Source organism: Candidatus Dormiibacterota bacterium, assembly GCA_035532835.1.
GTDB lineage: Bacteria > Vulcanimicrobiota > Vulcanimicrobiia > Vulcanimicrobiales > Vulcanimicrobiaceae > DAHUXY01.
In genome coordinates, this window is the sequence record DATKQG010000082.1 from 1 (window position 1) to 24,226 (window position 24,226).

General features: G+C 62.8%; 24 protein-coding genes, 1 tRNA gene and 1 other RNA gene. 11 read left to right on the plus strand and 15 right to left on the minus strand.

Features of this window, described 5'->3' with window-relative positions:
- Nucleotides 1-48: 48 nt before the first annotated feature.
- Nucleotides 49-567 carry a GerMN domain-containing protein gene (locus VMW12_10055; protein ID HUZ50057.1) on the minus strand — a complete coding sequence of 173 codons (519 nt, stop codon included), beginning with the start codon at nt 565-567 and terminating at the stop codon, nt 49-51.
- A gap of 7 nt (nt 568-574) precedes the next feature.
- Entirely contained in the window at nt 575-925 is a 351-nt protein-coding gene (locus VMW12_10060; GenBank protein HUZ50058.1) for a hypothetical protein, read from the minus strand.
- On the opposite strand from VMW12_10060, the gene VMW12_10065 reads away from it, so the two are divergent.
- Both VMW12_10065 and VMW12_10070 read left to right on the plus strand, forming a co-directional pair.
- Complete coding sequence (locus VMW12_10065; protein HUZ50059.1) at nt 924-1,553, plus strand: peroxiredoxin; 630 nt, start codon at nt 924-926, stop codon at nt 1,551-1,553. The two genes, VMW12_10060 and VMW12_10065, sit on opposite strands and share 2 nt — an antisense overlap.
- Entirely contained in the window at nt 1,550-2,260 is a 711-nt protein-coding gene (locus tag VMW12_10070) for a dienelactone hydrolase family protein (protein ID HUZ50060.1), read from the plus strand. Before VMW12_10065 ends, VMW12_10070 begins: the two co-directional genes overlap by 4 nt.
- Before the next feature lie 87 nt (nt 2,261-2,347).
- Here the strand turns inward: VMW12_10070 and VMW12_10075 are convergent, their stop codons facing one another.
- The 4 genes from VMW12_10075 to VMW12_10090 all read right to left on the minus strand — a co-directional run bounded on the left by VMW12_10075 (nt 2,348) and on the right by VMW12_10090 (nt 5,355).
- Entirely contained in the window at nt 2,348-2,893 is a 546-nt protein-coding gene (locus tag VMW12_10075; GenBank protein ID HUZ50061.1) for a hypothetical protein, read from the minus strand.
- Nucleotides 2,894-2,990: 97 nt separating this feature from the next.
- Nucleotides 2,991-4,076: a cupin domain-containing protein gene (locus VMW12_10080; GenBank protein ID HUZ50062.1), complete on the minus strand. Its 1,086-nt coding sequence runs from the start codon at nt 4,074-4,076 to the stop codon at nt 2,991-2,993.
- On the minus strand, nt 4,073-4,648 hold the full coding sequence (locus VMW12_10085; protein ID HUZ50063.1) for a thymidine kinase: 576 nt from the start codon (nt 4,646-4,648) through the stop codon (nt 4,073-4,075). The genes VMW12_10080 and VMW12_10085 overlap by 4 nt, the downstream gene beginning before the upstream one ends.
- Before the next feature lie 278 nt (nt 4,649-4,926).
- Nucleotides 4,927-5,355: a DUF302 domain-containing protein gene (locus VMW12_10090; protein HUZ50064.1), complete on the minus strand. Its 429-nt coding sequence runs from the start codon at nt 5,353-5,355 to the stop codon at nt 4,927-4,929.
- Nucleotides 5,356-5,514: 159 nt separating this feature from the next.
- On the opposite strand from VMW12_10090, the gene VMW12_10095 reads away from it, so the two are divergent.
- The 5 genes from VMW12_10095 to mgtA all read left to right on the plus strand — a co-directional run bounded on the left by VMW12_10095 (nt 5,515) and on the right by mgtA (nt 10,601).
- On the plus strand, nt 5,515-6,183 hold the full coding sequence (locus tag VMW12_10095) for a BON domain-containing protein (protein HUZ50065.1): 669 nt from the start codon (nt 5,515-5,517) through the stop codon (nt 6,181-6,183).
- A gap of 111 nt (nt 6,184-6,294) precedes the next feature.
- Nucleotides 6,295-6,909, plus strand: a complete 615-nt coding sequence (locus VMW12_10100) for a LemA family protein (protein ID HUZ50066.1) — start codon at nt 6,295-6,297, stop codon at nt 6,907-6,909.
- The gene (locus VMW12_10105) at nt 6,906-7,286 is read left to right on the plus strand and encodes a TPM domain-containing protein (protein ID HUZ50067.1); all 381 of its coding nucleotides are present in this window, start codon (nt 6,906-6,908) and stop codon (nt 7,284-7,286) included. The genes VMW12_10100 and VMW12_10105 overlap by 4 nt, the downstream gene beginning before the upstream one ends.
- Nucleotides 7,283-8,059 (plus strand): TPM domain-containing protein, encoded by a 777-nt coding sequence (locus tag VMW12_10110; GenBank protein HUZ50068.1) that lies wholly within the window; start codon nt 7,283-7,285, stop codon nt 8,057-8,059. The genes VMW12_10105 and VMW12_10110 overlap by 4 nt, the downstream gene beginning before the upstream one ends.
- Nucleotides 8,060-8,072: 13 nt before the next feature.
- Nucleotides 8,073-10,601, plus strand: coding sequence for a magnesium-translocating P-type ATPase (gene mgtA, locus VMW12_10115; protein HUZ50069.1), 2,529 nt, complete (start codon nt 8,073-8,075; stop codon nt 10,599-10,601).
- A 74-nt stretch (nt 10,602-10,675) separates the two neighbouring features.
- Here the strand turns inward: mgtA and ssrA are convergent.
- From ssrA to uvrC, 4 genes are all read right to left on the minus strand, one after another.
- Nucleotides 10,676-11,030: a transfer-messenger RNA gene (ssrA, locus tag VMW12_10120) on the minus strand.
- Between the two features lie 59 nt (nt 11,031-11,089).
- On the minus strand, nt 11,090-13,231 hold the full coding sequence (locus VMW12_10125; protein ID HUZ50070.1) for a methyl-accepting chemotaxis protein: 2,142 nt from the start codon (nt 13,229-13,231) through the stop codon (nt 11,090-11,092).
- Between the two features lie 28 nt (nt 13,232-13,259).
- Nucleotides 13,260-13,616, minus strand: coding sequence for a phage holin family protein (locus VMW12_10130; GenBank protein ID HUZ50071.1), 357 nt, complete (start codon nt 13,614-13,616; stop codon nt 13,260-13,262).
- On the minus strand, nt 13,613-15,640 hold the full coding sequence (gene uvrC / locus VMW12_10135; GenBank protein HUZ50072.1) for an excinuclease ABC subunit UvrC: 2,028 nt from the start codon (nt 15,638-15,640) through the stop codon (nt 13,613-13,615). The genes VMW12_10130 and uvrC overlap by 4 nt, the downstream gene beginning before the upstream one ends.
- Before the next feature lie 66 nt (nt 15,641-15,706).
- On the opposite strand from uvrC, the gene VMW12_10140 reads away from it, so the two are divergent.
- Nucleotides 15,707-17,332 carry a DEAD/DEAH box helicase gene (locus VMW12_10140; GenBank protein HUZ50073.1) on the plus strand — a complete coding sequence of 542 codons (1,626 nt, stop codon included), beginning with the start codon at nt 15,707-15,709 and terminating at the stop codon, nt 17,330-17,332.
- Here the strand turns inward: VMW12_10140 and VMW12_10145 are convergent.
- From VMW12_10145 to VMW12_10155, 3 genes are all read right to left on the minus strand, one after another.
- Entirely contained in the window at nt 17,329-17,943 is a 615-nt protein-coding gene (locus VMW12_10145; GenBank protein ID HUZ50074.1) for a DedA family protein, read from the minus strand. The genes VMW12_10140 and VMW12_10145 overlap by 4 nt on opposite strands.
- Before the next feature lie 9 nt (nt 17,944-17,952).
- Entirely contained in the window at nt 17,953-18,360 is a 408-nt protein-coding gene (locus VMW12_10150) for a Clp protease N-terminal domain-containing protein (GenBank protein ID HUZ50075.1), read from the minus strand.
- Nucleotides 18,361-18,428: 68 nt separating this feature from the next.
- Nucleotides 18,429-18,502: transfer RNA gene (locus VMW12_10155), tRNA-Pro, on the minus strand.
- An 85-nt stretch (nt 18,503-18,587) separates the two neighbouring features.
- Between VMW12_10155 and VMW12_10160 the strand changes: the two genes are divergently transcribed.
- On the plus strand, nt 18,588-19,262 hold the full coding sequence (locus VMW12_10160) for a TrkA family potassium uptake protein (protein HUZ50076.1): 675 nt from the start codon (nt 18,588-18,590) through the stop codon (nt 19,260-19,262).
- An 8-nt stretch (nt 19,263-19,270) separates the two neighbouring features.
- Nucleotides 19,271-19,954, plus strand: a complete 684-nt coding sequence (locus VMW12_10165) for a TrkA family potassium uptake protein (GenBank protein ID HUZ50077.1) — start codon at nt 19,271-19,273, stop codon at nt 19,952-19,954.
- 21 nt (nt 19,955-19,975) lie between these two features.
- Here VMW12_10165 and VMW12_10170 read toward each other — a convergent pair whose 3' ends face one another.
- Both VMW12_10170 and VMW12_10175 read right to left on the minus strand, forming a co-directional pair.
- A complete protein-coding gene (locus VMW12_10170) occupies nt 19,976-20,611 on the minus strand; it encodes a response regulator transcription factor (GenBank protein ID HUZ50078.1) in 636 nt (211 codons plus the stop codon).
- Nucleotides 20,608-22,146, minus strand: a complete 1,539-nt coding sequence (locus tag VMW12_10175) for a HAMP domain-containing sensor histidine kinase (protein ID HUZ50079.1) — start codon at nt 22,144-22,146, stop codon at nt 20,608-20,610. The genes VMW12_10170 and VMW12_10175 overlap by 4 nt, the downstream gene beginning before the upstream one ends.
- 56 nt (nt 22,147-22,202) lie before the next feature.
- Between VMW12_10175 and VMW12_10180 the strand changes: the two genes are divergently transcribed.
- A partial coding sequence (locus tag VMW12_10180; protein ID HUZ50080.1) for a hypothetical protein occupies nt 22,203-24,226 on the plus strand: 2,024 nt, incomplete at its 3' end.

The following is a 24,226-nucleotide window of genomic DNA, read 5'->3' on the forward strand; positions in this document are numbered from 1 at the left end:
GCCGAACCCAGCGCGAACGCCATCGCTAGAGCGCCGGGGAAGACTCCCCTAAAAATCCGAGCGATGAAGCGGTTGATCGAGTTCAACGTGCCCCCCTGGCAAGGTCTCGAGCTTTTGGCCATCGACGGTCACCTGCACCGCGTTGATCCCTGGGACGCCGGTCAGCGTATAGACGAGTCCTTTGAACTCCCCATTCTCGCCGAACGTGCCTCCCACTTGCTGTGTCACCTCATGAGAGAGATCGACCGTTGCCGTCGATCCATTAACGCTCACGGTATTAATATGCGTTCCCGGCGGGAATCGAATCGCTTCGACGTCGCTGGGCGGGCCCGCCGCCGATTGGACGGCCGCGTACAGCGCCATGTTCTTCAGGTGCTCGGCCGAGCTTTCGCCCGGCTGTTGCGGGCGCATTGAGACGTTCCAGGAACCCATGGACGTGCCGTCCATCTTTGTATAGTACACGGTCAAGCTTTCGGTGCCGTTGCCCTGCGCGCGATGCGCGAAAAACCACCACGAGCCTGCGGCTACCAGCGCGAGGACGACGACTAACAGAGCGATCCGGCGCATCGGCTCGTCAGACCCGCCCTGCCATGTGCAGGCCCAGGTAGAACGTCACCAGCACCAAGACGAACCCTAGCGCCCCAAGCATCATCCCGGTGGCCCCGCCGCCGGGACGATCGCCCAGGCGCCGCGCCAGCGGGTATGCGATCAACGCGCCCAAGGCGCACAGGATGTGGACGAAGACGACCGGCGGCAGCATTTGATGGGCGGCGCCCATCACCCCGGCGACGACTAAGCCGACCAAGAACTGGAGCCCGACGACGACGCTCATAACGCGGCGACCCATCGAGTTCCAGCTAAAGACGATCGCGCAGAACACGACCAAGAATGCGAGTAGCCAGTGTGCTTCGAGCAAGAACGTCATGCTGCGCTTTGCGTTGCTTCGCCGCGCGCATCCTCCTGCGACGTCGAAGGCCGCACTCGCCCGAGGACGTATTGGATTTGGAGGCGCCCGTCGCAACCCGGCGATGGCCAGGCGCTATCCCATGCACTATCGTGCGATCGTGCACGATGTGAAAGCCGGAGGTACCAGCGTGCTCCAACCGGGCGAATCCGTTCCCGACGTCGCTTTTCGCGATCGCGACGGCTCCTCGTTCTCGCTCGCGTCGCTACGCGGTAAGCCGTTCGTGCTGTACTTCTATCCGAAGGACGATACGCCGGGCTGCACGGCCGAGGCGTGCGCGTTTCGCGATGCCTATCAGGATTTCACCGACGCCGGGGCCGAAGTGATCGGCGTATCGAGCGACGACGCCGTAACCCACGAGCGTTTTGCAAGCAAGCACCGGCTGCCGTTTCGGCTTCTCACCGACGAGCGCGGCGCGGGGCAGAAAGCCTTCGGCGTGAGCAAGACGCTCGGCATTCTTCCCGGCCGCGTGACCTTCGTCGTCGACGCTGCGGGCGTCGTGCGCCACGCCTTCGATTCGCAATTTATGGCCACCAAACACATCAGCGAAGCGCTCCACGCATTGAAAGGATTATCGAACCCCGCATGAATCACACCGTTACCGTTACCGTTACCGTCGATAACAGCCCGATGGACATCTACGTCGCGCGCCCGGAGAACGCGGCAGCGCCCGCGCCGGCGATACTCGTTTTCCAAGAGGCCTTCGGCGTGAACGCGCATATCCGCGACGTTGCCGATCGCTTTGCGAAGCTCGGCTTCACCGCGATCGCGCCCGAGCTCTTTCACCGCACCGGACGCGGCGTCGAAGGCAGCTACACCGATTTCGCGGCGCTCGCGCCGCACTTCGGAGCGCTGACACGCGAAGGCCTCGAAGCCGACGTGGATGCTACGCACGCGTGGCTCAAAAGCGATGCGGCGATCGACGCCGCCCGCGTGAGCGCGATCGGGTTCTGCATGGGCGGCCGCGTCGCATATCTCGCCAATGCGCGCCTCCCGCTCACGGCAGCGGTTTCGTTCTACGGCGGCGGGATCGCGCCGGATCTGCTGCCCCTGGCCTCCAAACAGCACGCCCCGATCCTGATGTTCTGGGGCGGGCGCGACGGCCACATTCTTCCGGAGCATTACCGTGCCGTCGCCGATGCGCTCACGAAGGCCGAGAAGGTCCACGAACAGGTCGTCTTCGGCCAAGCCGATCACGGCTTCTTCTGCGACGCGCGGGCGAGCTACAACGCGCAAGCCGCACCGCAGGCGTGGGCGCTAACGCTAGCGTTCCTGCAAGCGTACGCCGCATACTAGCGCCCGTCCACGCATAACAGAGAGACCCTCGGTATCCGTCCGGGGGTCTCTTACCATATCAGAGGGTCGTGGAGCGAGATTCGACGTTTACGAGTGGCCCGGGCCCCCGTCGTTGTCGCGACGTCCGCGGCCGCGCCCCCGGTCGTCGTTCTGCCGGTTGTTCCCGTTCGCGTAGCCGTTGGCGTAACCGTTGTTACCGGCATTGCCGTAGTAACCGTTGTTGTTGTTGGTGGTGTTGCCGTAGTAGCCGTTGTTGTTGTTCGCGTTACCGTAGTAGCCGTTGTTACCGTTGTTGTAGTAGCCGTTGTTGCCGTTGGCCGCTACGAGGTAGCATTGTTGGCCGTTGCACGAGACCTGCTGCCCGTTGTTGGCGGGATAGTAGACCTGCCCGTTATTCCCGACGATGTGCCCGTCTTGGTACACCGGATCGCCGTTTGAGAGATATCCGACGACGGTGCCCGCGGCACGGTGCTTATTTTCGACGTTGATGGCGGTCGCAAGGCCCGCAATGGCCGCTGCGCCCAGGAGAATGGTGGTGGTCGTATTTGCCTTCGCCGGTCTTGGTGTGGCCGTAACGAAGAGCGAGCATAATGCGATGCCTGCGACCGCGGTCCGAAGGAAATTGTACTTCATGTACGGAGCGTAGGCCGGTTTTCTGCCAATTACTTGAGATGGTGCCGGCCCCAACGGGTCGGGCAAGCAAGCCTCACGCTGTTTTGCTTTGGCCCTGCTACACTTCGCCGTCGAAATACTCCAAATTCGGATGGTCGCGAAGCATCAGATCGCGAGCTTCGATCAGTACCTTTTGTGAATCCGGATAGCTGCATACGTCGTTCGAATCGTTGTTCGCGAGCATGAGGATCGTGCAGTCTTCCTCGTATTTGTTGTAGGTTGTATGCGCCCCGCTCGGGTCGCACGGAAAGGCGATCATATCCCCGGGACGCGCGTCGTATTCGCCATGCGGCGTTCGGATCGTCGGGCGACCGCGCAGCACGACGAACAGCTCTTCTTCGGCGACGTGCCAGTGCATCGGCGCCCACGTGCCGCCGCGCCGGAGCACCGCCAGCCGGTATCCCAGTTTACGCGCACCCAGCAGCAAACCCACTTCTCCCGAGCCGCATCCCGCAAACTTTCCGACGTCGTCCGCCCCGTACGCGATATCGATTTCGTCGACGTTCGCGCGCGCCGCAAAAATGTCCGTACGCGCGCTAAAGCACGCGTCGAGTACGCGAGCCGCATCGCCGAAGATGCACGCGCCGTCTCCCACCAGCACGTGCCGCGGCGCGAGCGCCCGAACCTTGCGCAACGAGAGCGCCGCGCGCTGCGGATCGGCGAGCTTCGAATCCGGCATCAATCGCAACGAGCCCGGCGGGTCGCCCCAGAGCGCATCGCCCATCACGACCGTTGCTCGATCCCGGAAATACAGCGCGAACTCACCTGCTGTTTTCAAGCCTTCGAAGCAGACGACGCGCGCGCCGCCCAGCGTATCGCCGTCGTGCAATTCCCGATCGACCGGGCCGGCGAGCAGCGGCGCGTCGAGCGCCGAGGCCGCGATCTTGGCGCCGAGCCTCTGCGCGAGATCGCGCGAGGCTCGTTCGTGATCGCGATTGGTTACCACAACCCACGCAACGCCGCCCAACGCCAGCATCTGCTCGATATCGGCTTCTTCGCATGCCAGCGGATCGATGACGATCGGCTCCGCACCTTCGACATAAAACGAATTGAAATTCATTTTGCGATCGGCTTGCCAGCGCGACCACATCCAGATGCCTTCGATACTCGTACGCACCATGATCCCGGGCGTAGTCAGGCTCATTCAGTTACCTCCCGATCTTGATAAAAGCAACGGCCGCACATCTGAACGTATCGCACGTCGCCCTCGATGGCGATTTGCGCGCCTTCGGTAATGCGCCGGCCACGCTCGTCAACACGCACGTTCATGGTGGCCTTCTTGCCGCAATGACAGATGTTTTTCAATTCTTCGATGCTATCCGCAAGCGTCAAAAGGTACGCCGCTCCCGGGAACGGCTCGCCTTGAAAATCGCTGCGAATGCCGTAACAGATTACCGGTATGCCCAGAATGTGGGCGGCCCGGTGGAGGTGTTTCACTTGTTGCACGCCGAGAAATTGAGCTTCGTCGATGAGCACGCAGGCGATATCGTCCGTCTGCGAGAGCTCGGCGAAGAAATCGGTCTCCTCATCAAACATCGCCGCCGCCCGTTTGGGCCCGAGCCGAGAGGTAACATACCCGGCGCCGAAGCGATGGTCGACTGCGGCCGTATAGATGCACACCCGGCGGCCGTGCTCTTCGTAATTATAGGCGACTTGCAACAGCGCGGTCGATTTACCGGCGTTCATCGCCGAGTACCGGAAGTAGAGTTTAGCCATGCGTCCGCGATACTTTCACTAAAAAAGCGGGACATATCCTTTTGGACGCGCAGTTTTGGGTATAGTTGGGTATAGACTAAAAGTATAGGAGGACTTAACCATGCCATGTAAGGGCGAAGGCTGCAAATGCCAGGCGACATCCGGCGAGTACTGCAGCGAATCGTGCAAATCGGCCAACGACCACGGCCACTGCCATTGCGGGCACCCGCAGTGCGGCTCGGGCCACTAGTCGCACCGCGAAGCACCACGAGAAGGGCGCGCCGATCGGCGCGCCCTTGTTATTTTTCGACGGTCGCTTCTTGAGCGACCGCTTCGAGGACGCGCATCAATCGCGCGTTGACTTCGTCGGCGATCGGCAGCAACGACGGGTCCGACGCGATCGAGAGCAGGGCTCTCGTATTGATCGCGGATATGACGGTCTGCCCGTTTTCAACCTGCACGACGACGTTACATGGCAGCAGCAAGCCGAGCTGAGCGTTCGACGAAAGGGCCTCGTACGCGAGCTTCGGATTGCAGGCCCCGAGAATACGATACGGTCGGAACTCGTTACCGAGTTTTTCGTGCATCGTCTTGGTGACGTCGATGTCGCAGAGTACGCCGAACCCCTCGTCCTTCAATAACGCCGTGACTCGTTCGACCGCATTATCGAATGAGAGCGTAGTGGAAACGGTGTGGCCGTATTGGACCGCTTCGGTCGCGTGTTTCATGAGTGCCCTTTCTTACATGCAGGCGAGCGCCTTGCTGGCTTTGGAGTTCCGATTATCTATTCCCAACGAGTTCATGGTTTGTTCTTCATAACCTCACGTTCTCCGCGCTATCATGAATCTAGGGTGTAGCGTACATCAATTTTCCGAGGTACATATACTATGACAGTAAGTACGGCCGAGCGAGCCGACACCAATCTCCATCGCACCATTCTTGAGGAACTTGCATTCGATCCCGCGATCGATGCAGGCAAGATTGGGATTGCCGCTGAGAACGGGGTGGTCACCCTCACGGGCACCGTTCAGACCTTCACGGAAAAATGGGCCGCCGAAAAGGCCGTCAAGCGCGTTCGCGGCGTCCGTGCGTTCGCGAACGAAATCGTCGTTGAATTGATCGGGACGCACAAGGTAAGCGACACGGATATCGCCGCAGGCGCAGCCAACGTGCTTGCTTGGGATCCTTCGTTGCCAAGCACGATTCAGATCGAAGTACACGACGGCGTGGTATCGCTGAGCGGCGCCGTAGACTGGCAGTACCAACGCGCGCTTGCGGAAAAGCACCTACGCCGGATCAAAGGCGTTGTGGCCATCGTCAACAACCTGCAATTACGCAACGCCGTGGCGCCGGGCGACGTCAAGGAGCGCATTAAGAGCGCCCTGGAGCGCGATGCCGATATCGAGGCGGCGAATATCGATATCGGGGTTGCACAAGGTAAGGTGACGCTACGCGGTACCGTTCACAGTTGGTCCGAATGCGACGCGGCTATGCGCGCTGCATGGTCGGTGCCCGGGATACAGTCCGTAAGCAACGAGCTCACGGTTAGTCTCTAGACGCAACTGCGGGGAAGCTACCCGGCTTCCCCCCATTCGCAGAGGAAAGACGGCCCGCTCGCAGGGCTCGGCTGCCTGCCCGTTGGAAGGGGGCGGTAGAAAGGGGGCCCTATGCAAGGACGTCGCTCCTACACCGGTTGGATTATCGGCGGCATTATCGTCGTCGCGATTTTTTACGTTATCTCGACCTACAACGCCCTCGTGACGCTGGACCAAGCCGTGGACGCCCAATGGGGCCAGGTGCAGAACGTCTATCAGCGTCGTGCCGATCTCGTACCCAATCTCGTAGCGACCGTCAAGGGCGCGGCGAATTTCGAGAAGAGCACGTATATCGCGGTGACGGAGGCCCGTTCCGCGGTTGGCAAACTGCCTGCCTCCGCAGTGAAGGGCGCGACGACCAATCCGCAAGCTTTCGCGCAGTACGCGCAGGCGCAGGACCAACTCGGATCCGCGCTCTCACGCCTGTTGGTAACGGTCGAGAACTACCCCGATTTGAAGGCGAGCCAAAACTTCCTGACGCTGCAATCGCAGCTTGAGGGAACGGAGAATCGCATCGCCGTCGAACGCCGGCGCTATAACGAAGTCGCCCAGGCATTCGATACGCGTCGCTCCACCTTTCCGACGGTCTTCGTCGCCGGCCTGTTCGGATCGCGGTTCAAAGAGAAAGCCTACTTCCAAGCCCAACCCGGCGCGCAGACGGCACCTAAGGTCGACTTCTCCCCATGACGAAGGACGATCGTAAGCGTATCGATGAAGCGCTCCATCGCGCGGAAGCCGGTACATCCTCCCGTATCGCGGTGCGCGTTGTGCCCGACGCCACGATCGATGCATTCGAACGGGCGAAAGCCGAGTTTCTCGCCGGCGGCATGCACGTGCACCCGGGAGCGAATGCCGCGCTGATCCTGGTCGCACCCAAAGCGCGAAGCTTCGCCGTGCTCGGCGACCGCGCGCTGCACGAACGCGTCGGCCAGCCGTTCTGGGAGCGGATCGTCGCTCAGATGACGGCGGCGTTTAAGACGGGCACGCCCACCGACGCCATCGTTCTCGGCGTCGATCGGCTCGGCGACGCGTTGCACGAGCACTTCAAGCAGGCGGCGCCATGATCGCCGCCCTGGTTTTTACGCTCGCTGCAATCACCGTTCCGCCGACGCCCACGCATTACGTGACCGACACGGTGAACGCGCTGAGCGCCCCCACGCGGCAATCCGTCGAAAACGAACTGCGGGCGTTCGATACGAAGTCCGGCGATCAAGTGATCGTCTGGATCGGCAGCACGACCGGTGGTACCCCGCTCGAAGATTGGACGTCGCACGTGGGGCACGTCTGGGGGATCGGCCACAAAGGCAAGGACAACGGCGCGATCCTGTTCCTCTTCATGAAAGACCACAAGGTCCGCATCGAGTCGGGGTACGGCCTGGAACCAACGCTGACCGACGCCCAGTCCGCGCGCATCATCCGCGATACGATCGTGCCCGATATGCGTCGCGGGGACGTTGACGCTGCCGTTAAGGATGGCGTCATCGGCATTCTCGCCGTTATCGACCCAACGTACGTATCCGGAACCGCGAATGCCGGAACGAGTTCGTCATCGTCATCATCATCCGACGACGGTAACGGCGGCGGTATCGTCGCGCTGCTCGTCGGCGGCTTTATCCTGCTGCTGATTTTCTCGGCATTCGTCACCATGATTCGACGAGGCAAGAAGCACGGCGATTGGCTCGATCTCTTCTTGATGTCGGGAGCTGCCGGCTCCGGCAGCATGTGGTCGAGCGGCGGCATGTTCGGCGGGGGCGGAGGCGGATTCGGCGGCGGAGGCGGGGGCTTCTCCGCTGGTGGCGGCAGTTTCGGCGGCGGAGGCGCATCGGGAGGCTGGTAAGCTTACGTGGACCATGCAGTTGGTTGACCTTCGCGAGGCGGCTCGAATCGAGCCCGGCGAGGTGCTGCGCCGGCTGGAGACCACCACCGACGGCCTTTCGGGCGTCGAGGCGAGCGCGCGTCTTCGCCGGTTTGGCCCGAACGAGATCGAGCGGCGCGGCACGCGCGCTTGGGAGATCCTGTGGCGGCAGTTTCAAAACCCGTTTCTGATATTGCTCGTCGGCACCGCCCTGCTCTCCCTTTGGCTGCACTATCGATCCGACGCGACGATCATTCTTGCGATCGTCCTGCTGAGCGTCGGCCTGAGTTTTCTGAACGAGTACTCCGCCGAAAAGGCCGTGGCCGATCTGCGGGCGCGCGTCAGCCGCACGGCTGTGGTGGTGCGCGACGGTAAGCCTCGCAACGTGCGCGTCGCCGAACTAGTGGTGGGCGACGTCGTCCGGCTTGCCATCGGAGACATCGTTCCCGCGGATCTGCGGCTGGTCGCGGTCAATCATCTAGAGTGCGACGAATCGGCGCTCACGGGCGAGCCGTACGCAGCGGAAAAATCGCCGGTGCCGATTGGCGACGACGATACCGCGCTCGCGTTCGCCTGCTGCGCGTATTTTGGAACGATCGTAAAAAACGGCGCGGGGAGCGGCGTCGTCGTCGCAACCGGCAGCGCCGCTACGCTCGGCTCGATCGCCCACAAGCTCTCGAATCGCCCGCCGGAAACCGCATTCGAACGAGGGTTGCGGGACTTTTCGATGCTTCTGGTGTGGGTGACGGTGGTGCTGGCGGTGACCATCTTTGCCGGCAACACGCTGTTGCATCATGCGTGGCTCGCGTCGGTGCTCTTCGCCCTCTCGATTGCGATCGGAATGACTCCGCAACTGCTCCCCGCGATCGTTACGCTGAGCCTCTCGTTCGGCGCACGCCGGCTAGCGCAGCAATCGGTCTTGGTCAAGCGACTCGTGAGCATCGAGGACCTCGGCAACGTCCAAGTGCTGTTCACGGATAAAACCGGAACGTTGACCGAAGGGAAAATCTCCTTTCGACAAGCGATCGATGCGGACGGCACGGCATCCGAAGCGCTGGCCGTCCTGGCCCTGGTATGCACCGACGTCGTGTTCGACGACGGTCGCGTTCTGGGCGGAAACGCGCTCGATGTGGCGCTATGGGAAGCGGCAAGCGCGGAACGCCGTGCCGCTGCCGCGGCTTATCGAGTGATCGACAAGGCGGCCTTCAGCTACGAGCGCCAGATGATGTGCGTTCTCGTCGATGCTCCCGACGGTAGCCGGCTGCTCATTGCGAAGGGCGCTCCGGAAGCAATCGCCGCCCGCGCGGGAAGTGCCGGCGCGCGACTGGACGACATCGTCAACCGGGAGATGGATGCCGGGAGCCGCACGGTCGTGCTCGCATCGAGCACGGCGGCGGGGCTGCCGACGATCGACGCCGCGCAGGCGCGCGAACTCGCGCCGCTGGGCGTACTCACTTTCGCCGACGAGCCGAAGGCCGGCGCGGCGGCGAGCCTAGAGCGCCTGCGAAAGCTCGACGTGAGCGTAAAGATCGTCACCGGAGATAGCGACCGCACCGCGCAAGTGGTCTGTCGCGATCTCAACATCGCCGTCACCGGCGTTCTGACCGGTAAGGATCTCGCCTCGATGAGCGATGCGCAGCTTACGGACGCGCTCGATCGTACGACGATTTTTGCGCGCGTCACGCCCGATCAGAAATCGCGAATCATCAAGCTGCAGCGCGCCACCGGATGCGACGTCGGCTTCTTGGGCGACGGCATCAACGATGCGGTTGCGCTGCACGATGCCGATGTCGGGATTTCCGTCGATTCAGCGGCCGACGTTGCCAAGGATGCGGCCGACATCGTTCTGTTGGAAAAGGACCTTGGAATACTGGCCGACGGCGTGATCGAAGGGCGCCGCATCTTCGCGAATACCACCAAATACGTGATGATGGGCACGTCGTCGAATTTCGGGAATATGTTCAGCGCCGCGGGAGCCTCGCTCTTTCTCCCGTTTCTGCCCATGCTGCCTTCGCAGATCTTGCTGAACAACTTGCTCTACGACGTGAGCGAAATGACCATCCCAACCGATAGCGTCGACGAAGAGCAGCTACGACGCCCGGCCCATTGGGACATGACCTTTATTCGCCGGTTCATGCTGGCCTTTGGACCGATTTCATCGATCTTCGATTTCGTGACGTTCGGCGTGATGTATTTTGTCTTTCATGCGGGGCACGAGCTCTTTCGAACCGGCTGGTTCGTGGAATCCCTCGCGACGCAGTCGCTGATTATTTTTTTGATTCGCACGCGGCGTGTCCCATTTTTCACGAGCCGTCCCAGTTGGCAGCTAACGCTGGCCACGGCCGCCATCGTCGCGATCGGAATGTTGCTGCCGTTCACGCCGCTCGCCCCCGCCCTCGGATTCGTCCCGCTACCACCGACGTTCTTCGCCGTGCTCGGACTGATGATCCTCACCTATCTAGCCTTGGTCGAATTCATGAAACGCCTCTTCTACGGCGCACCTCCGACGATGGCGCACAAATAAAAATGCCCGAAGTGCCCGACGATCAGGCGCCTAAAAGACAAAATGCGCTCGAAAGCGCATTTTGGCGGTTAAATTGGTGGAGCTGTCGGGGTACTGCCCCCCGAGTCCGAAAAGCCTAACCGACGTGTTCTCCAGGCTCAGCTTTGACTTTAGCTTACTCTTCCGGACGTCTCAAAGCGGGACTTACCGGTTGCAGCAGATTCTTTATCTCGTACGGCCGTCGAATCACGCGAACGTACCAGCCCGAATTTATGGCCGGAAGGCAGAGCGGTTCGGGCCGACCCTCTGCGTCCGGTCGCTAACCTAAATTAGGCAGCGAGTGCGTATTGATTGTTGGCAGTTATTGCCGTTGCGATCGTTTTAGGAGAGCTCGCAACTCCGCCTGCTCACGCCGACCACGGATCTTCCCGTCGAGCCTAGTTCAGCCCCATGGAAGACACCCCGCAGAGGGTGACATCCCACTATACCACGGCCTGCAAGCGGAAGTTTCAGCGCCGGAGCGCCGTGCCGCCGGTGAAGCCGGAGACCGCCCCGCGAATGCGCTCGGCTTCCGCGCGGAGCGATGCGGTCAAGGCCTGGAGCTGGTCCGAGGCCTCCGCGATGCGTTCGCCGCGGGCTGCCACGGCCTCGACGCCCTGGGTCGTCTCGCCGACGGCCTGCGCGCCCGAGGACGAGGATATCTCCAGCGCGTCGGCCAGCGCCATCAGCGTGGTTGCGAGTTGCGCGTTGTCGGTGGTCAGGCGCTCCACCATCAGGGTCGATTCCACGAGCGCGTCGGTCGCCTGCTTCTGTTCGCGCTGCGATTTCACGACCGCGTCGATGCGCGCGCGGACCAGATTGACGCTATCGACGATGCGGGCCAGCGCGTCGGCAACCTGGGCGGTCTTCTCGCGGCCTTGCTCCATCGCAACGCTCCCGCGATCGGTCACCTTGACGGCGCGCTCCGTTTCGCGCTGCACCGAAGCGATCAGCCCGGCGATCTCCTTGGTTGAACTCGCCGATGAATCCGCGAGCTTACGAATCTCGTCGGCGACCACCGCGAAACCGCGGCCGTGTTCGCCCGCGCGCGCCGCTTCGATCGCGGCGTTGAGCGCGAGCAAATTCGTTTGGTCGGAGATTTCGTCGATTTTCTGCGTGATCGACCCGATCTGCGTGGAACTCAAGCGCAGCGTTTCGATCGTTTTGACGAGCTCCGCCATCACCTCGGCGGCCTCTTCCGACGTGCGATCGGCTTGAATGATCGCCGCGGTCGCGGCATCGGCGCTCTTGCCGGTTTCGCCCGAAATGGCGAGCACTTCGGTTGCGGCTTCGATCGTGGCTTTGGCGGTCTGCGCGAGCTGGTCGAGCCCGGCGGCGTTGCTCTGCGCCGCGGCGCCCAGCCGTTCGGCCGTCGCCTGCGCCTGCCCGGCCATCTTGGAGAGTTCGCCTGCGCCCTGCGCCACCTGCGCGACCGCACCGTCGAGCGTTAACATCGTCTTGGCCACGCCGGAGAGATCGCGCGCGTTCGAACGCGCGTCGGCCACGAATCCATCGGAGCGCGTCGAGAGCGCAACCGCGGAATCTTCAAGCAAGGCTGCCGTCTCGCGCACGTTACCGACGACGGTGCGAATGGCTTCGACCACGCGTTGCATCGCGATCGCCACGATATCGCGCTCCGAACTCGGTGCGATCGCCACGGCGAGATCTCCGCCGGCGAGGCGTTCGCCGCTCTCCGCCAGGCGCGCGAGCCCGATATTTGCATCCGCAAACGCGGCAACGAGCAGGCCGGCCTCGTGCGGGAGCCGCGCCTCGCCGTGCAATTCCGCTCCGCGCAGCACGTCGCCCTTGCGCAAGCGATCCATCAGTTCGACCGTATGCAAGATCGGGCGCGCGATGCTGCGCGAAAGAATGCGCGCGGCTAAGATCGCGATCAGCAGCGCGACGAGCAGCGCGCATGCCGCGTAGATCGCCCCTACGTGCATCGCTTCGGGCACCGTCAGTCTTGAAGCTTGCAGCTCCAACAATACGTGGGCCGCTCCGCCGGCCGTGGTGACGAGCGTCACCACGATCACCACCGCGAGCACCGTTAATATGCGACGCGCGATGCCGCCGCGCGCGGCGGCACTCACCGGAATATACTCGCCGCGCACCGATGCCAGAATGGCGATCAGTTCGGCCACCATCACTTCGGCATTGAAATAATTCAGCGCCCCGTCAACCAGCGCGCCTCCGATAAACCCGCCGCAGGCGACGGGTACGAGATTGGTCACCAACGGAAGCCCGGCGAAGTGATTGCCGATCAGTGTCGCGAGCACCGCGCCCGCCGTGTAGGCGCCGATAAAGTTGAGTACGATTTGGATGCGAAACCACTCCAGGCGCCGCACCGCGGCCGCCGTCGATAACCCGGAATCCGGCGCCAAACGATCGCGGACGTACGCGAGATAGTGCCGATCGATCGCGTGCGCGATCGGCAAAACCACCACCGAAATGGCCACGGCGGCGATCACGATGGCGAGCAATTCGCGCGACGTAAAGTTCCCCAGCACGCCGATGATCAATACCGCGGCGGGGATTGCGGCCAAGGCGGTGATCAGCAGGCCGCGCTGAAATGCGCGAACGCGCTCGTCGTAAAGACGAGCGGCTCGCTGCAAGGTTATGGGAGCGATCGAGGTGCTAACGTTAGGCCTCCGCTGCGACGGACGTGGCGATCGTGGAAACGAACATCATAATGATGGCGCCCACCAGGGTCGATTCCCAACTCGGCCACGGCGACCCGGTCGTTTTAAAGCCGGGCGAGAGCCATACCGTTAAATTGAAGAGTATCCAATTGATCACGATCGAAAAGAGGCCGATCGTGATGATCGTCAGCGGCAACGAAATCAATGTGAGAATAGGGCCGATGACGGCATTGACGATGCCGAAAATGATCGCTGCGATCGCCGCATCACCCCATCCGTTCAGATGGAAGCCGGGTACTTTGGTCGCGATCAAATAGAGTGCGATGGCCGTTATGACGAACCGTATCAGTAGTCTCACGGACGTGCTCCTTCGAGCGCAGTTTTAATCTGCGCGGCTAGCGCTGGGGTCATGCCCTTGATCGCCGCGATCTCGTCGATGTCGGCACGTTTGATGGCCGCCACCGATCCGAACGCGGTGAGTAGGCGTTTCTTGCGAACCGGCCCGACGCCTGCGAGCGCGTCGAGGGCGGACCGCGTCATCGCCTTGTCGCGCTGCTGCCGGTGATAGGTGATCGCAAAGCGGTGCGCCTCGTCGCGAATGCGCATCACCAAGTGTAAGCCTGCCGAGTTGGGCGGCAGAACGATCGGCTCGTTTTGCCCGGGAAGATAGAGCCACTCGTGCTCCTTCGCCAATCCGGCAACGGGAATGCCGGTCATATCCATAGCTTCGAGTACCTCAACGACCGCGTGGAGCTGCCCTTTCCCGCCGTCGATCAAGAGCAAATCGGGTTTCTTGTTGAAGCGTTCCTTCTTCGCAAGTTCGATCTCTTGAGACGAGAGGCTCGGCTCGGCGCCCTCTTTGGCTTCACGCACGTCGTCGTCGGTCGCCCGCCGCAGATAGCGCAGGCGACGCCGCAACGTCTCTTGCATCATCGCGAAATCGTTCGGCCCGCGATCGTACTGAATCTTGAATTTGCGATACTCGCTCTTCTTCGCTCGGCCTTCGACGAAGACCACCATCGACGACACGGCGTTGGTGCCTTGAATGTTGGAGATATCGTAACACTCGATACGGTGCGGCGGCTCCGGGAGTTCGAGGGCGTCGGCCAGCTCGGTTAGAGAGCGCGCTTGCGCGCTCTCCTGCAACTCTTGATGCATCAGGAACGCCTTGAGGTTCTGCTCGGCGTTCTTCTGCACTAGGCGCATGTACTCGGCGCGCACGCCGCGCTGCGGCTGCAGGATGCGTACGCGCTGGCCCTTACCATTCGAGAGCCACGATTCGATGAGCCCGCGCTCGTTCGGCAGGGCCTGCACCAACAATTCCTTAGGGATCGCGCTCGCTTGAGCCGAGACCGCGCGCGCACGCGTCTTGAGCGGGATCGGCGATTGGTTATCGCGCGCGACGCGCGTGAGCGCCGCCAGCTCTTCGCGATCCGGCACCGCCGCCGTTCGCGACGTATAGAACTGCTTGAGGAACTCGCCCATCAGCACGTCGTCTGCTTGATCGACGACGCCGTCAAGGATGAAATGCTCCTGGCCGAGCAGCTTGCCGCCGCGCACGAGAAAGACTTGCATGCACGCCTGCCCCTGCGCGCGCGCGATCGCGACCAGGTCCATATCCAGTCGCGATTTCCACACGACGAGCTGCTTTTCGGTGACGCGGCGTACCTGGACGATGCGATCGCGGATGCGCGCGGCCGTCTCGAAATTCATCTGTTCAGCCGCGCGGACCATGTCGCCTGAGAGGCGCGAGAGCAACGATTCTTGCTTGCCTTCCAGGAAGAGCACCACTTCGGCGACCATCGCGTCGTAGTCGTCCTGCGTCTGGTAGCCGACGCAGGGGGCGAGGCAGCGCTTGATGTGATACTGCAGGCACGGCCGCTTGCGGGTACCGTCGATCGGCTCGCGACAGGTGCGCAGCGGAAACACCAGCCGCACCAGATCGATCAGTTCGCGCAGCCCGTGAGCGTCGGTATACGGGCCGAAGTAGCGCGCGCCGTCGTCCTTCACCACACGCGTAAACACGACGCGCGGAAAGGGCTCGCTCGTTACCTTGAGATACGGGTAGCGCTTGTCGTCGCGCAACCGCACGTTGAAGGGCGGCTGGTAACGCTTGATGAGATTCGCTTCGAGGATGAGCGCCTCGACCTCGTTGGTGACGACGATCGTGCGCACGTCCACCACGCGCTCCACCATCGCAATCGTGCGCGGATGGTGCACCGCGGAGTCCTGAAAGTACGAGCGGACCCGGCTGCGTAGCGAGACGGCCTTGCCGATATACAGAATCTCACCCGTGCGTCCCATCATCTGGTACACGCCGGGAGCGTCGGGAATATTGGCGAGCGTCTGCTCGAGCGATTTTTGGTGTTCGATGATCGACATGATGGGTGTGGTGCAGATTCCTTCGAGGCCCGGGTCGCGGAGGCTTTGAAACAACCGCCGTTCTCAATGATCGATTCAGCATGGAGGCTGCCGCTACGGCGCTGGCAATCGGAGGCGTTCGACGCGTGGTGGGCTGACCGCCCGCGTGACGCGCTGGTCGTTGCGACCCCCGGCGCAGGTAAGACCCGCTTCGCGGCCCGTTTAGGCCACGCCGTTCTCGCGTCGGGCGCAGCGCGGCGCATCCTGGTCGTGGTTCCGCGCGAGCACCTCAAGGCCCAAACCGCCAAAGCGATGGCGCAGGCCGGCATTCGCATCGACGACCGCTTCGAAAATGCCAGCGGCGGCCTCGCACCCGACGTGCACGGTGCCGCGGTCACCTACCAGCAGGTCGCGATCGCCCCGCAGCTCTATCGCGCCCTCACCGAGCAACCAACCCTGGTCGTGCTCGACGAGATTCACCACGCGGGCGACGGCGCGAGTTGGGGGACGGCGCTCAAGGAAGCCTTCGGCCGCGCCGTGCATCGCGTCAGCCTCTCGGGCACGCCCTTCCGTTCGGACGGCTCGGCCATCCCCTTCGTCCACTACGAACGCAGCGAGTGCATTCCGGATTACTCCTACGACTACGCCGACGCGCTGCGCGACGGCGTCTGCCGCCCGCTGGTCTTTCCGCTCCAAGGCGGTTACGCCGAATGGGTCAGCAAGGAGGGCGAGCTCCACGCGGCATCGTTCGAAGAGGCGCTGCGTTCGAAGAGCCGCATGAGCGAGCGGCTGCGCACCGTATTGTTGCAGCCCTCCTGGATCGGCGACGTGATCGAGAAGGCGAACGAGCGATTGCTGCAGTTGCGCTCCGGCGGCCATGCCGATGCCGCCGGCTTGGTGATCGCCATGAATCAAGAACACGCCCGTTTCCTCGCCGATCTATTGCACGCGCGGATCGGCGTGAAGCCCACGGTCGTGCTCTCCGACGAAGACGGCGCATCACGCAAGATCGCCTCCTTCGGACGCTCGCGCGACCCCTGGATTGTCGCGGTGCACATGGTCTCCGAGGGCGTCGATATCCCGCGCCTGCGGGTGGGCGTATACGGCTCGAACGTCGTGACCGAGATGTACTTCCGCCAGTTCTGCGGACGCTTCGTGCGCGCGCAACGCGGCGGCGGGACGCAGCATGCGTTCGTCTATCTGCCCGACGATCCACGGCTGCGCGAACTCGCCGCCCGCGTCACCACCGACGTGCGCGGCATCCTGCATACCAAACTCGAACTCGGCGACCTGGAATTGGCCCAGCGCGTCCGTACCGAAGCGCCGAGCGATAACTTGTTTGAATCCATCGCCGCCAATATGGCCGGCGAGCGGGTGCTCGACTACGGCCCGCTCTTCAACCCGGCGGCGTTTCTCGTGGAGGAAGCACCGCTCGAACGCGGCCGCACGGCGACGGTCGAACGCCCGAGCGAGCCCGAGGAAGAACCCGAACCGCTCCTGAGCATCTCCGAGGAGAAAGAGCTATTGCGTAAATCGCTCTCGTCGCTCGTGGCGCAAGTCTCGCAACGTTTCGGCATCGAGCACCGCAAGATCCACGCCACGCTCAATCAGCGCTTCGGCGGCCCGATCGCCCGCGCGACGGTGGAGACGCTCCGCAAGCGGCGCGCGGCCGCGCTGCGCTGGCTCGAGCGGGGCTACGACGGGCTGAATTAGGCGGCGGGCGCCTTATTGCGGCGCATCGCAATGAAGGCGATGACGGCGCCCAGCACCAGCGCGACTCCCAGCAGCACGAGGCCGCCTTTGTGGAGGAGCGGCATCAGCTTGTTCAGATCGTGCCCCACGGCATTGCCCAACAGCACCAGTCCGCCGCAGAAGATCAACGAGCCGAAGGCATACCAAAAATAGAACGGCCCGAGCGACATCTCCGCGATGCCCGCCGGAATCGAAACGATGCCGCGAATCACGGGGATGAAACGACAGATAAAAATCGAGAAGCTGCCGTATTTTTCGAAGAAGGCGTGGACGCGATCGAGGTTCGCGTGCGTGAGATGGATGTATTTGCCGTACCGATCGATCAACGATCGCCCGCCGTACTTCCCGGCCGCGTAGCCCACCGACGCGCCCGCCAATTCGCCCACCACGCCAACCGCGATCGCAAGCCATAGGCTCGAGAGGTGCCCGGTGGCCACCAGCGCTCCGGCGACGGTCATCACCACCTCGGCGCCGACCGGGGCGCCGATGTTGCCTAGCGCCATCGCCACGAACAGGCCCGCGTAGCCGTAATGATCGACCAGCGCGATAATCGCGCTCTGAAGGTGTGCCATGCCTGGACCTTACTCCCGTGCCGTAGCGGTGTTTCGCGTCGCGGCGGCGCGACGCAGGATTTCCGCCGCCACGCTGCCGCCTTCGGCGCGCAGTGCCTCGAAGAGATCGATCGGTTCGACCTCTGCGCCGGCGGCATGCTCTTCGGCGAGCGCGACGATTTTGCGCACCCGCGGCGTGACGAGAATGCCCTCCCACAAGCGCTCTTCGCCGGTGCCTAAGTTGCGGCGCGCCTCCGCATGGACTTCCCGGATGTCGATGCTCGTCTCGGAGAGGGTGCGCAGAATCTGCGCGTCGCGCTCCTCCAATAGTGCCACTATCAGGTGCTCGGCGCCCACGTAGTAATGATTGTGATTGCGGCACTCTTGTTCCGCGGCGCGTAAGACCCGCCGCGATGCCGGGCTAAATTTGGCAAACAATCCAGACAGACCACTCCGGAAATGTACCGGGGCTTACGACCGATGTCGTAAGCCCCAGCGCGAACCTATCGGGGCGACTGGATTCGAACCAGCGACCTCTACGTCCCGAACGTAGCGCTCTACCAAGCTGAGCCACGCCCCGACAAACTCCCGGTAGTTCGCACGGCCGGGTCACGCTCCTCCCAACCAGGGGAAAAACAACGGGCATAAGAACACCGATTCTACCCATGAGATACCTCATCGTCGGGTGCGGCCGCGTCGGTTCCGCACTCGCGAAGCTCCTTGACGCCGACGGCCACGAAATCATCGTCGTCGACCAAAGCCCCACCGCCTTCAAACGCCTCGGGCCGAAATTCAAAGGCCATGTCGTCGTCGGCACCGGCATCGATTACGACGTGCTCAAGCGAGCCGGCGCCGCAAGCGCAGACGGCTTCGTCGCCGTCACCGACGGCGATAATCGCAACATCATGGCTGCGCTCATCGCGCAACGGATGTTTAAAATCAAGCGCGTCGTGGCCCGCATCTACGACCCGCCGCGTGGCCAGATGTACCGCGAACTCGGCATTCAAACCGTCGTCCCGACGACGGTGGGTGCCAAGCTGATGCGCGATACCTTGATGGAAGCGCCGTGGGATTCGCTGCACTCCTTCGATTTCGGCAAAGTCACCTCGCTCTCGGCGTTCGTTACGCCGGCCGATGCCGGTAAGCGCATCGGCGACATCGAACGCCCCGGCCGCGTGCGCATCGCCGCCGTTCGACGCGGCGATACCGGGGTGGTGGTAGCGTCCAACGACTACGTGCTCCAAGCCGGTGACGAGATCAACGCGGTCGTCGCGCCCGAAGCGATTAGCGAATTCGCGCAGATGTTCCAAACCGCTTCACCGCAACAAAGGACGGCGTAAAGCCTCATATGTTCATCCTCATCGTCGGCGGCGGTAAAGTCGGTTCGTACCTCACGCGCGCGCTGCTCAACCAAAACCACGAAGTCGTCGTCGTCGAAAAGGTCGAAAAAAAGGCCAAGATGCTCGAACAGCTCGTCGACCGCCAGGTGACCGTCGTCGGCGATGGTTGCGATCCAACCGTGCTCGAAGCGGCGGGAGTCGCCCGAGCCGACGTCGTCGTCGCCGACACCGGCGATGACGAAGACAATCTCGTCGTCGTGCTGCTGACCAAGAAAAAGTCCAAAGCTCGATGCATCGCACGCGTGAACAATCCGCGCAACAAACTGATCTTCGATTCGCTCGATCCCGAGGACCCGGTCATCACGATCTCGTCGACGGAGATCATCCTAGACGTCCTCAACGAGCACGTCAACGCCGCAACCTATTCGAGCGCGCTCGAAACGATGCACCTCTTCGGCAAGGGCAACCTCCAACTCGTCAAGATGACGATCCCGTCCGGCTCCGCCGCAGACGGCAAGCGGTTGGCGGAGATCGCGTTTCCGCGCAATAGCGTGCTGGTCGCAATCGAACGTGCCGATGAAGAGCTCGCGATTCCCAACGGCGATACGACGCTCCACGCCGGCGAAAAGGTGATCGCCATCGTCAAGAGCGGCACGATCGAGCAACTGCGCGCCTTACTCTGCAGCATCTAACACCGCACCTCTCGCAACGAACTAGATGTAACCTTTTCGCAGCGCCGTGACGGCTGCGTGCGTGCGATCTGCTGCGGAGAGTTTCTCTAAAATGTCGCGGATATGCCCCTTTACCGTGCCTAAGCCGATGTTTAATTCGGTCGCGATTTCGGCGTTGGCCTTTCCGTCGGCAATCAAACGCAGCACGTCGTTTTCGCGCGGCGTAAGCGGCGATCGATTGGAGTTGGTCGAGGTTTTTGGCGAGAAGCGCGAGAGGACGACGTGCGCGATGCGGGGATCGAAGTAGGCACCACCTTCGCGCGTGATCCGCACGGCGTCGACGATTCCCGACGGATCGGACGACTTCAGGCAATAGGCGTCGGCACCCGCGGCAAGCGCGGCTATGACCTCTTCTTCGATATCGATCATCGTAACGATAACAACGTGTGTGCCCGGCAGGCCGGCGCGTATGCGTCGCGTGAGTTCGATTCCGTCGATTCCCGGCAAGCCGAGATCGACGACGGCCACGTCCGGGCGCTCGCGCAACACGGTCTCGTATCCAACGATGCCATCGCCCGCTTCTCCGACGATGCTGAAGTACGGATCGAGCGCGGTTCGCATGCCCGCTCGCGTAAGGGCGTGATCTTCGACGATAACCACCCGCGTAGGCTCGGTCATGCGGCCCCCGTTATGCTCGGCAGTTCGATAAAAAATCGGCTGCCGCGGGATGCACCGGGCTCGTAGCCCGCCTGGCCGCCGTACTTTTGCGCAATGCGTCGCACGATATAGAGCCCCAAGCCGCTGCCGCCGCCGGCGCGCGTTCCGCCGAACCGCGTGAACAGCGCTTCGCGGCGCTCGGGCGCCACACCGTATCCGTCGTCGATCACCCATAGACGTTGCATCGCAGAGGTTGATTCGACCCACAGGACGATCGTGCCGCCCGCCGGCGTCGCTTCGATCGCGTTGGCGACGAGATTGGCGACCGCTCGGCGCACCTCGTACCCGTCGACGAATATCTCACCTTCGCTCGCGAGGGCGAGATCGAGCACCACCCCTTTCGCCCGCGCAACGGGACGCAATTCGTCGGCGACCCGCTGGACGAGGTCACGTACCCGCTGTCGCGCGAAGGCATGCGAATCTTCGCCTGATTCGTAACGCGCGACCAGTAACAGCGTCTCGAGCAGGCTGCGCACATCGTGGTTTGACGCGATGCTGGTTTCGAGAATCGCGCGATAGCGCTCGGGAAGTTCGCCGTAGGCTCCTTCGAGGGCTTGTGCCATCGTGACCGCTGCGGCCGATATGGGCGTGCGCAGATCGTGTGCTAGCGCGTACACGATGTCCCGAATGACGTCGCTGCGCTCTTGAATCGTGTCTTTTTGGGTTGCAATCTGATCGTTCTGCTCGGCCAATTGCAGAAACAGCCGCGTCTGTCGCAACGCCACGGCGAGATTATCGGCGAAGGCCTGCATCGGCAGCAATTGCTCCTGCACCGGGACGTCGTCTAGCCACTGGACGACAATCGCAGTTTCGCTGTCGTGAGGATCGATCACGGCGACCAATGCCGCCCCGCCGAGCATGCGACCGGACGCATCCTGGGCGTCGACCGCAAGCACGCCCTCGGCATCGCGCGCGCGCTCCAGCATCGAAGCGATATGTCCTAAGAGCGGAGCACGAGTCACGGAGACATCGTCGTCGCCTCGTGAGATGCGGTAACTTGTCGGCACCTGTAGCGTCGATTCGCGCGCTACAACGGTCACGTGCTCCGCGCCGGTTAGCGCGAGCGCTTCGCGCGCGGCGGCGCGTAAGACCAATTCCATATTCAAGCTCGAGCGCACGCTCTCCATTGCGTGGCGTAGGGCGCGCTCGTGCGCGATTTGCCGGCCGCGCTCGGTCGCCTCGCCCGCTCGACGCGCCGCGTCTTGCGCACGCATGGTGAGCACGCCGACCAAGAGAAACGAGAGGCCGGAGAGCACGCGGTCTCCCAGCGCGATCGGGCTCCAGTGGTAGCCGTCCTGCACCCCGTTCACATATCCGGCGATCGCGTTCGCGGCCTCCGCCGCGACCGTGAGCCATATGGTCAGGCGGGGACGAAGCGCGAGCGTACTCAGCGCGATCGGCCCGTTGAGGAGTACCGCTGCGACAAAGAGCTGCGGCGTCAGGAGATCGATCACCCACGCCGCGAGCAGCAAGGCGTAGCAGAGGAGCGGAATCACTGTTTTGCGCTTTCCCAGCGGTATCGTTTCCCCTGCGCGGCGAAGGGGAGACGATCATGCCCCGCTCCTGGAACGATCCCGAAGAGGCTCGACGCCGTTCGGCTACTGATCTCTTGCGCGAGTTCGGCGATCACGCCCGATTGGTCGTCTATGTCGCCGCAGCTCCCGGCGCGGGAAAAACGCGGCGTTTGCTGACCGACGCGCGCCGGCTGCAGGCTACCGGCAAGCGCGTTGCCATCGGCTGGATCGAAACGAAAGGGCGGCCGGATCTGGAGCGCCTTTGTGCGGGCATTCCCCGCATCCCGCCACGCTTTGTGGACGTGGGCGGGCAACAGTTTCCCGAATTCGATATCGAGGCGGCCATTCGCGAAGCGCCCGATGTGCTGTTGCTGGATGAACTCGCGCACGACAATCTGGACGGGTCGGCCAACGGCAAACGCTGGCAAGATGCCCTGACGCTCCGCGAGCGTGGTATCAGCGTGTTGGGGGCGTTCAACATCGCGCACCTCGATACGGTCGCCCCCACCGCCGAAGGGTTGACGGGCTACCCCGTGCGGGAAATCGTTCCAAAATCGTTTCTCAAAGCAGCCGACGAGGTCATCGCGCTGGATGCCTCGCCGGAATTGCTGCGGCGGCGGCTCGAAGGCGGCAAGATCGTTCGCGGCGATGATATCGCGCGCGCACTGGACGGAGTCTTCAAAGAGTCGACGCTGGTAATGCTGCGCGAATTGCTGCTGCGCACCATCGACGATCTGACGATACCGACGCTCTCTGCTACGAGTGCGTCGGTGGCCGTGGCCATCGTACTGCCGGATAACGACACGGCAATGTTTCTCCATCGTGTCAAGCCGGTGGTCTCCGCGATGGACCTGGCATTGGAGGTGCTGCCTTCGCCCGAGTGCGATCGCGCCTTGGTCGAATGGCTTGCGCGCGACTACAGTTCCGAACTCCTCGCAGCCGCCGATCCTACCCATTTAGAGGTAGCGAATATCCACGCTTCCCTGATTGCGGTGCCGAACGGGAAACTCGCAGCGCGTCTGGTAAGCAGCAAGGTCGAACGCGACATTCTGATCGTGGACGCAAGCCAAACGTATCTTGGCCGATCGTCACTGAGCACGCCGCTCTCGGGTACGATCGGCGATCGTATGCGCGTCGGATACGGCAAGCTCACCGTCTATCTCGGCGCGGCGGCGGGCGCGGGTAAAACGATGGCGATGCTCGATCGCGGACATCAACTCACCGAGGATGGCGTCGATGTGGTGATCGGGCTCGTGGAGACCCATGGACGCGCCGAGACGGCAGAGATGGCGCAAGGGCTGGAGCTCATTCCTCGCAAGGTCATCCTCGCCGACGGCATCACGTATACCGAACTCGACCGGGACGCGCTCCTCAAGCGCGCTCCGAAAGTGGCCCTGATCGACGAACTCGCGCACACCAACGCTCCCGGATCGCTGGCGCCGAAGCGCTACCTAGATGTCCTCGCATTGCTTCGTGCCGGCATCGATGTCATTACCACACTCAACGTCCAACATCTCGAAGATCTCAACGACGCGGTTGCGCGCCTCACCGGAACCATCGTCCGCGAAACGCTCCCGGACGGCATCCTCCCCCTCGCGGACGAAGTGATCCTCATCGACGTTTCGCCGCAAACCCTGCGCGAGCGGTTGCGGGCCGGCAAGATCTACCCACCCGAACGCATCGAGGCGGCGCTTTCGAATTTTTTCCGAACCGACAACCTCGCCTCGCTACGCGAGCTCGCTCTGCGCGAAGCGCTTCGCGCAGAAACACGCGAGCGTATTACCTCACCGTTCGAACGACTGCTCCTAAGCATCGTAGCGCGCCCCGGTGATTTGCCGCTGGTACGGCGAGCGAGCCGGCTCGCGGCGCGATTGGAGATTGACTTCACCATCGCGCACGTCGCGGAGCCGAAGGACCGCGTCGATCCGCAAACGCTCGACGAGATCGCCCGCATCGCGCGCGCGGTCAACGCCGAGTTCATCAACGAAGTTTCCGAGGACGCGCCGGCGCGCCTGATCGAAATCGCGCGTTCGAAGAGCGAGACGACCATCGCCGTCGGCGG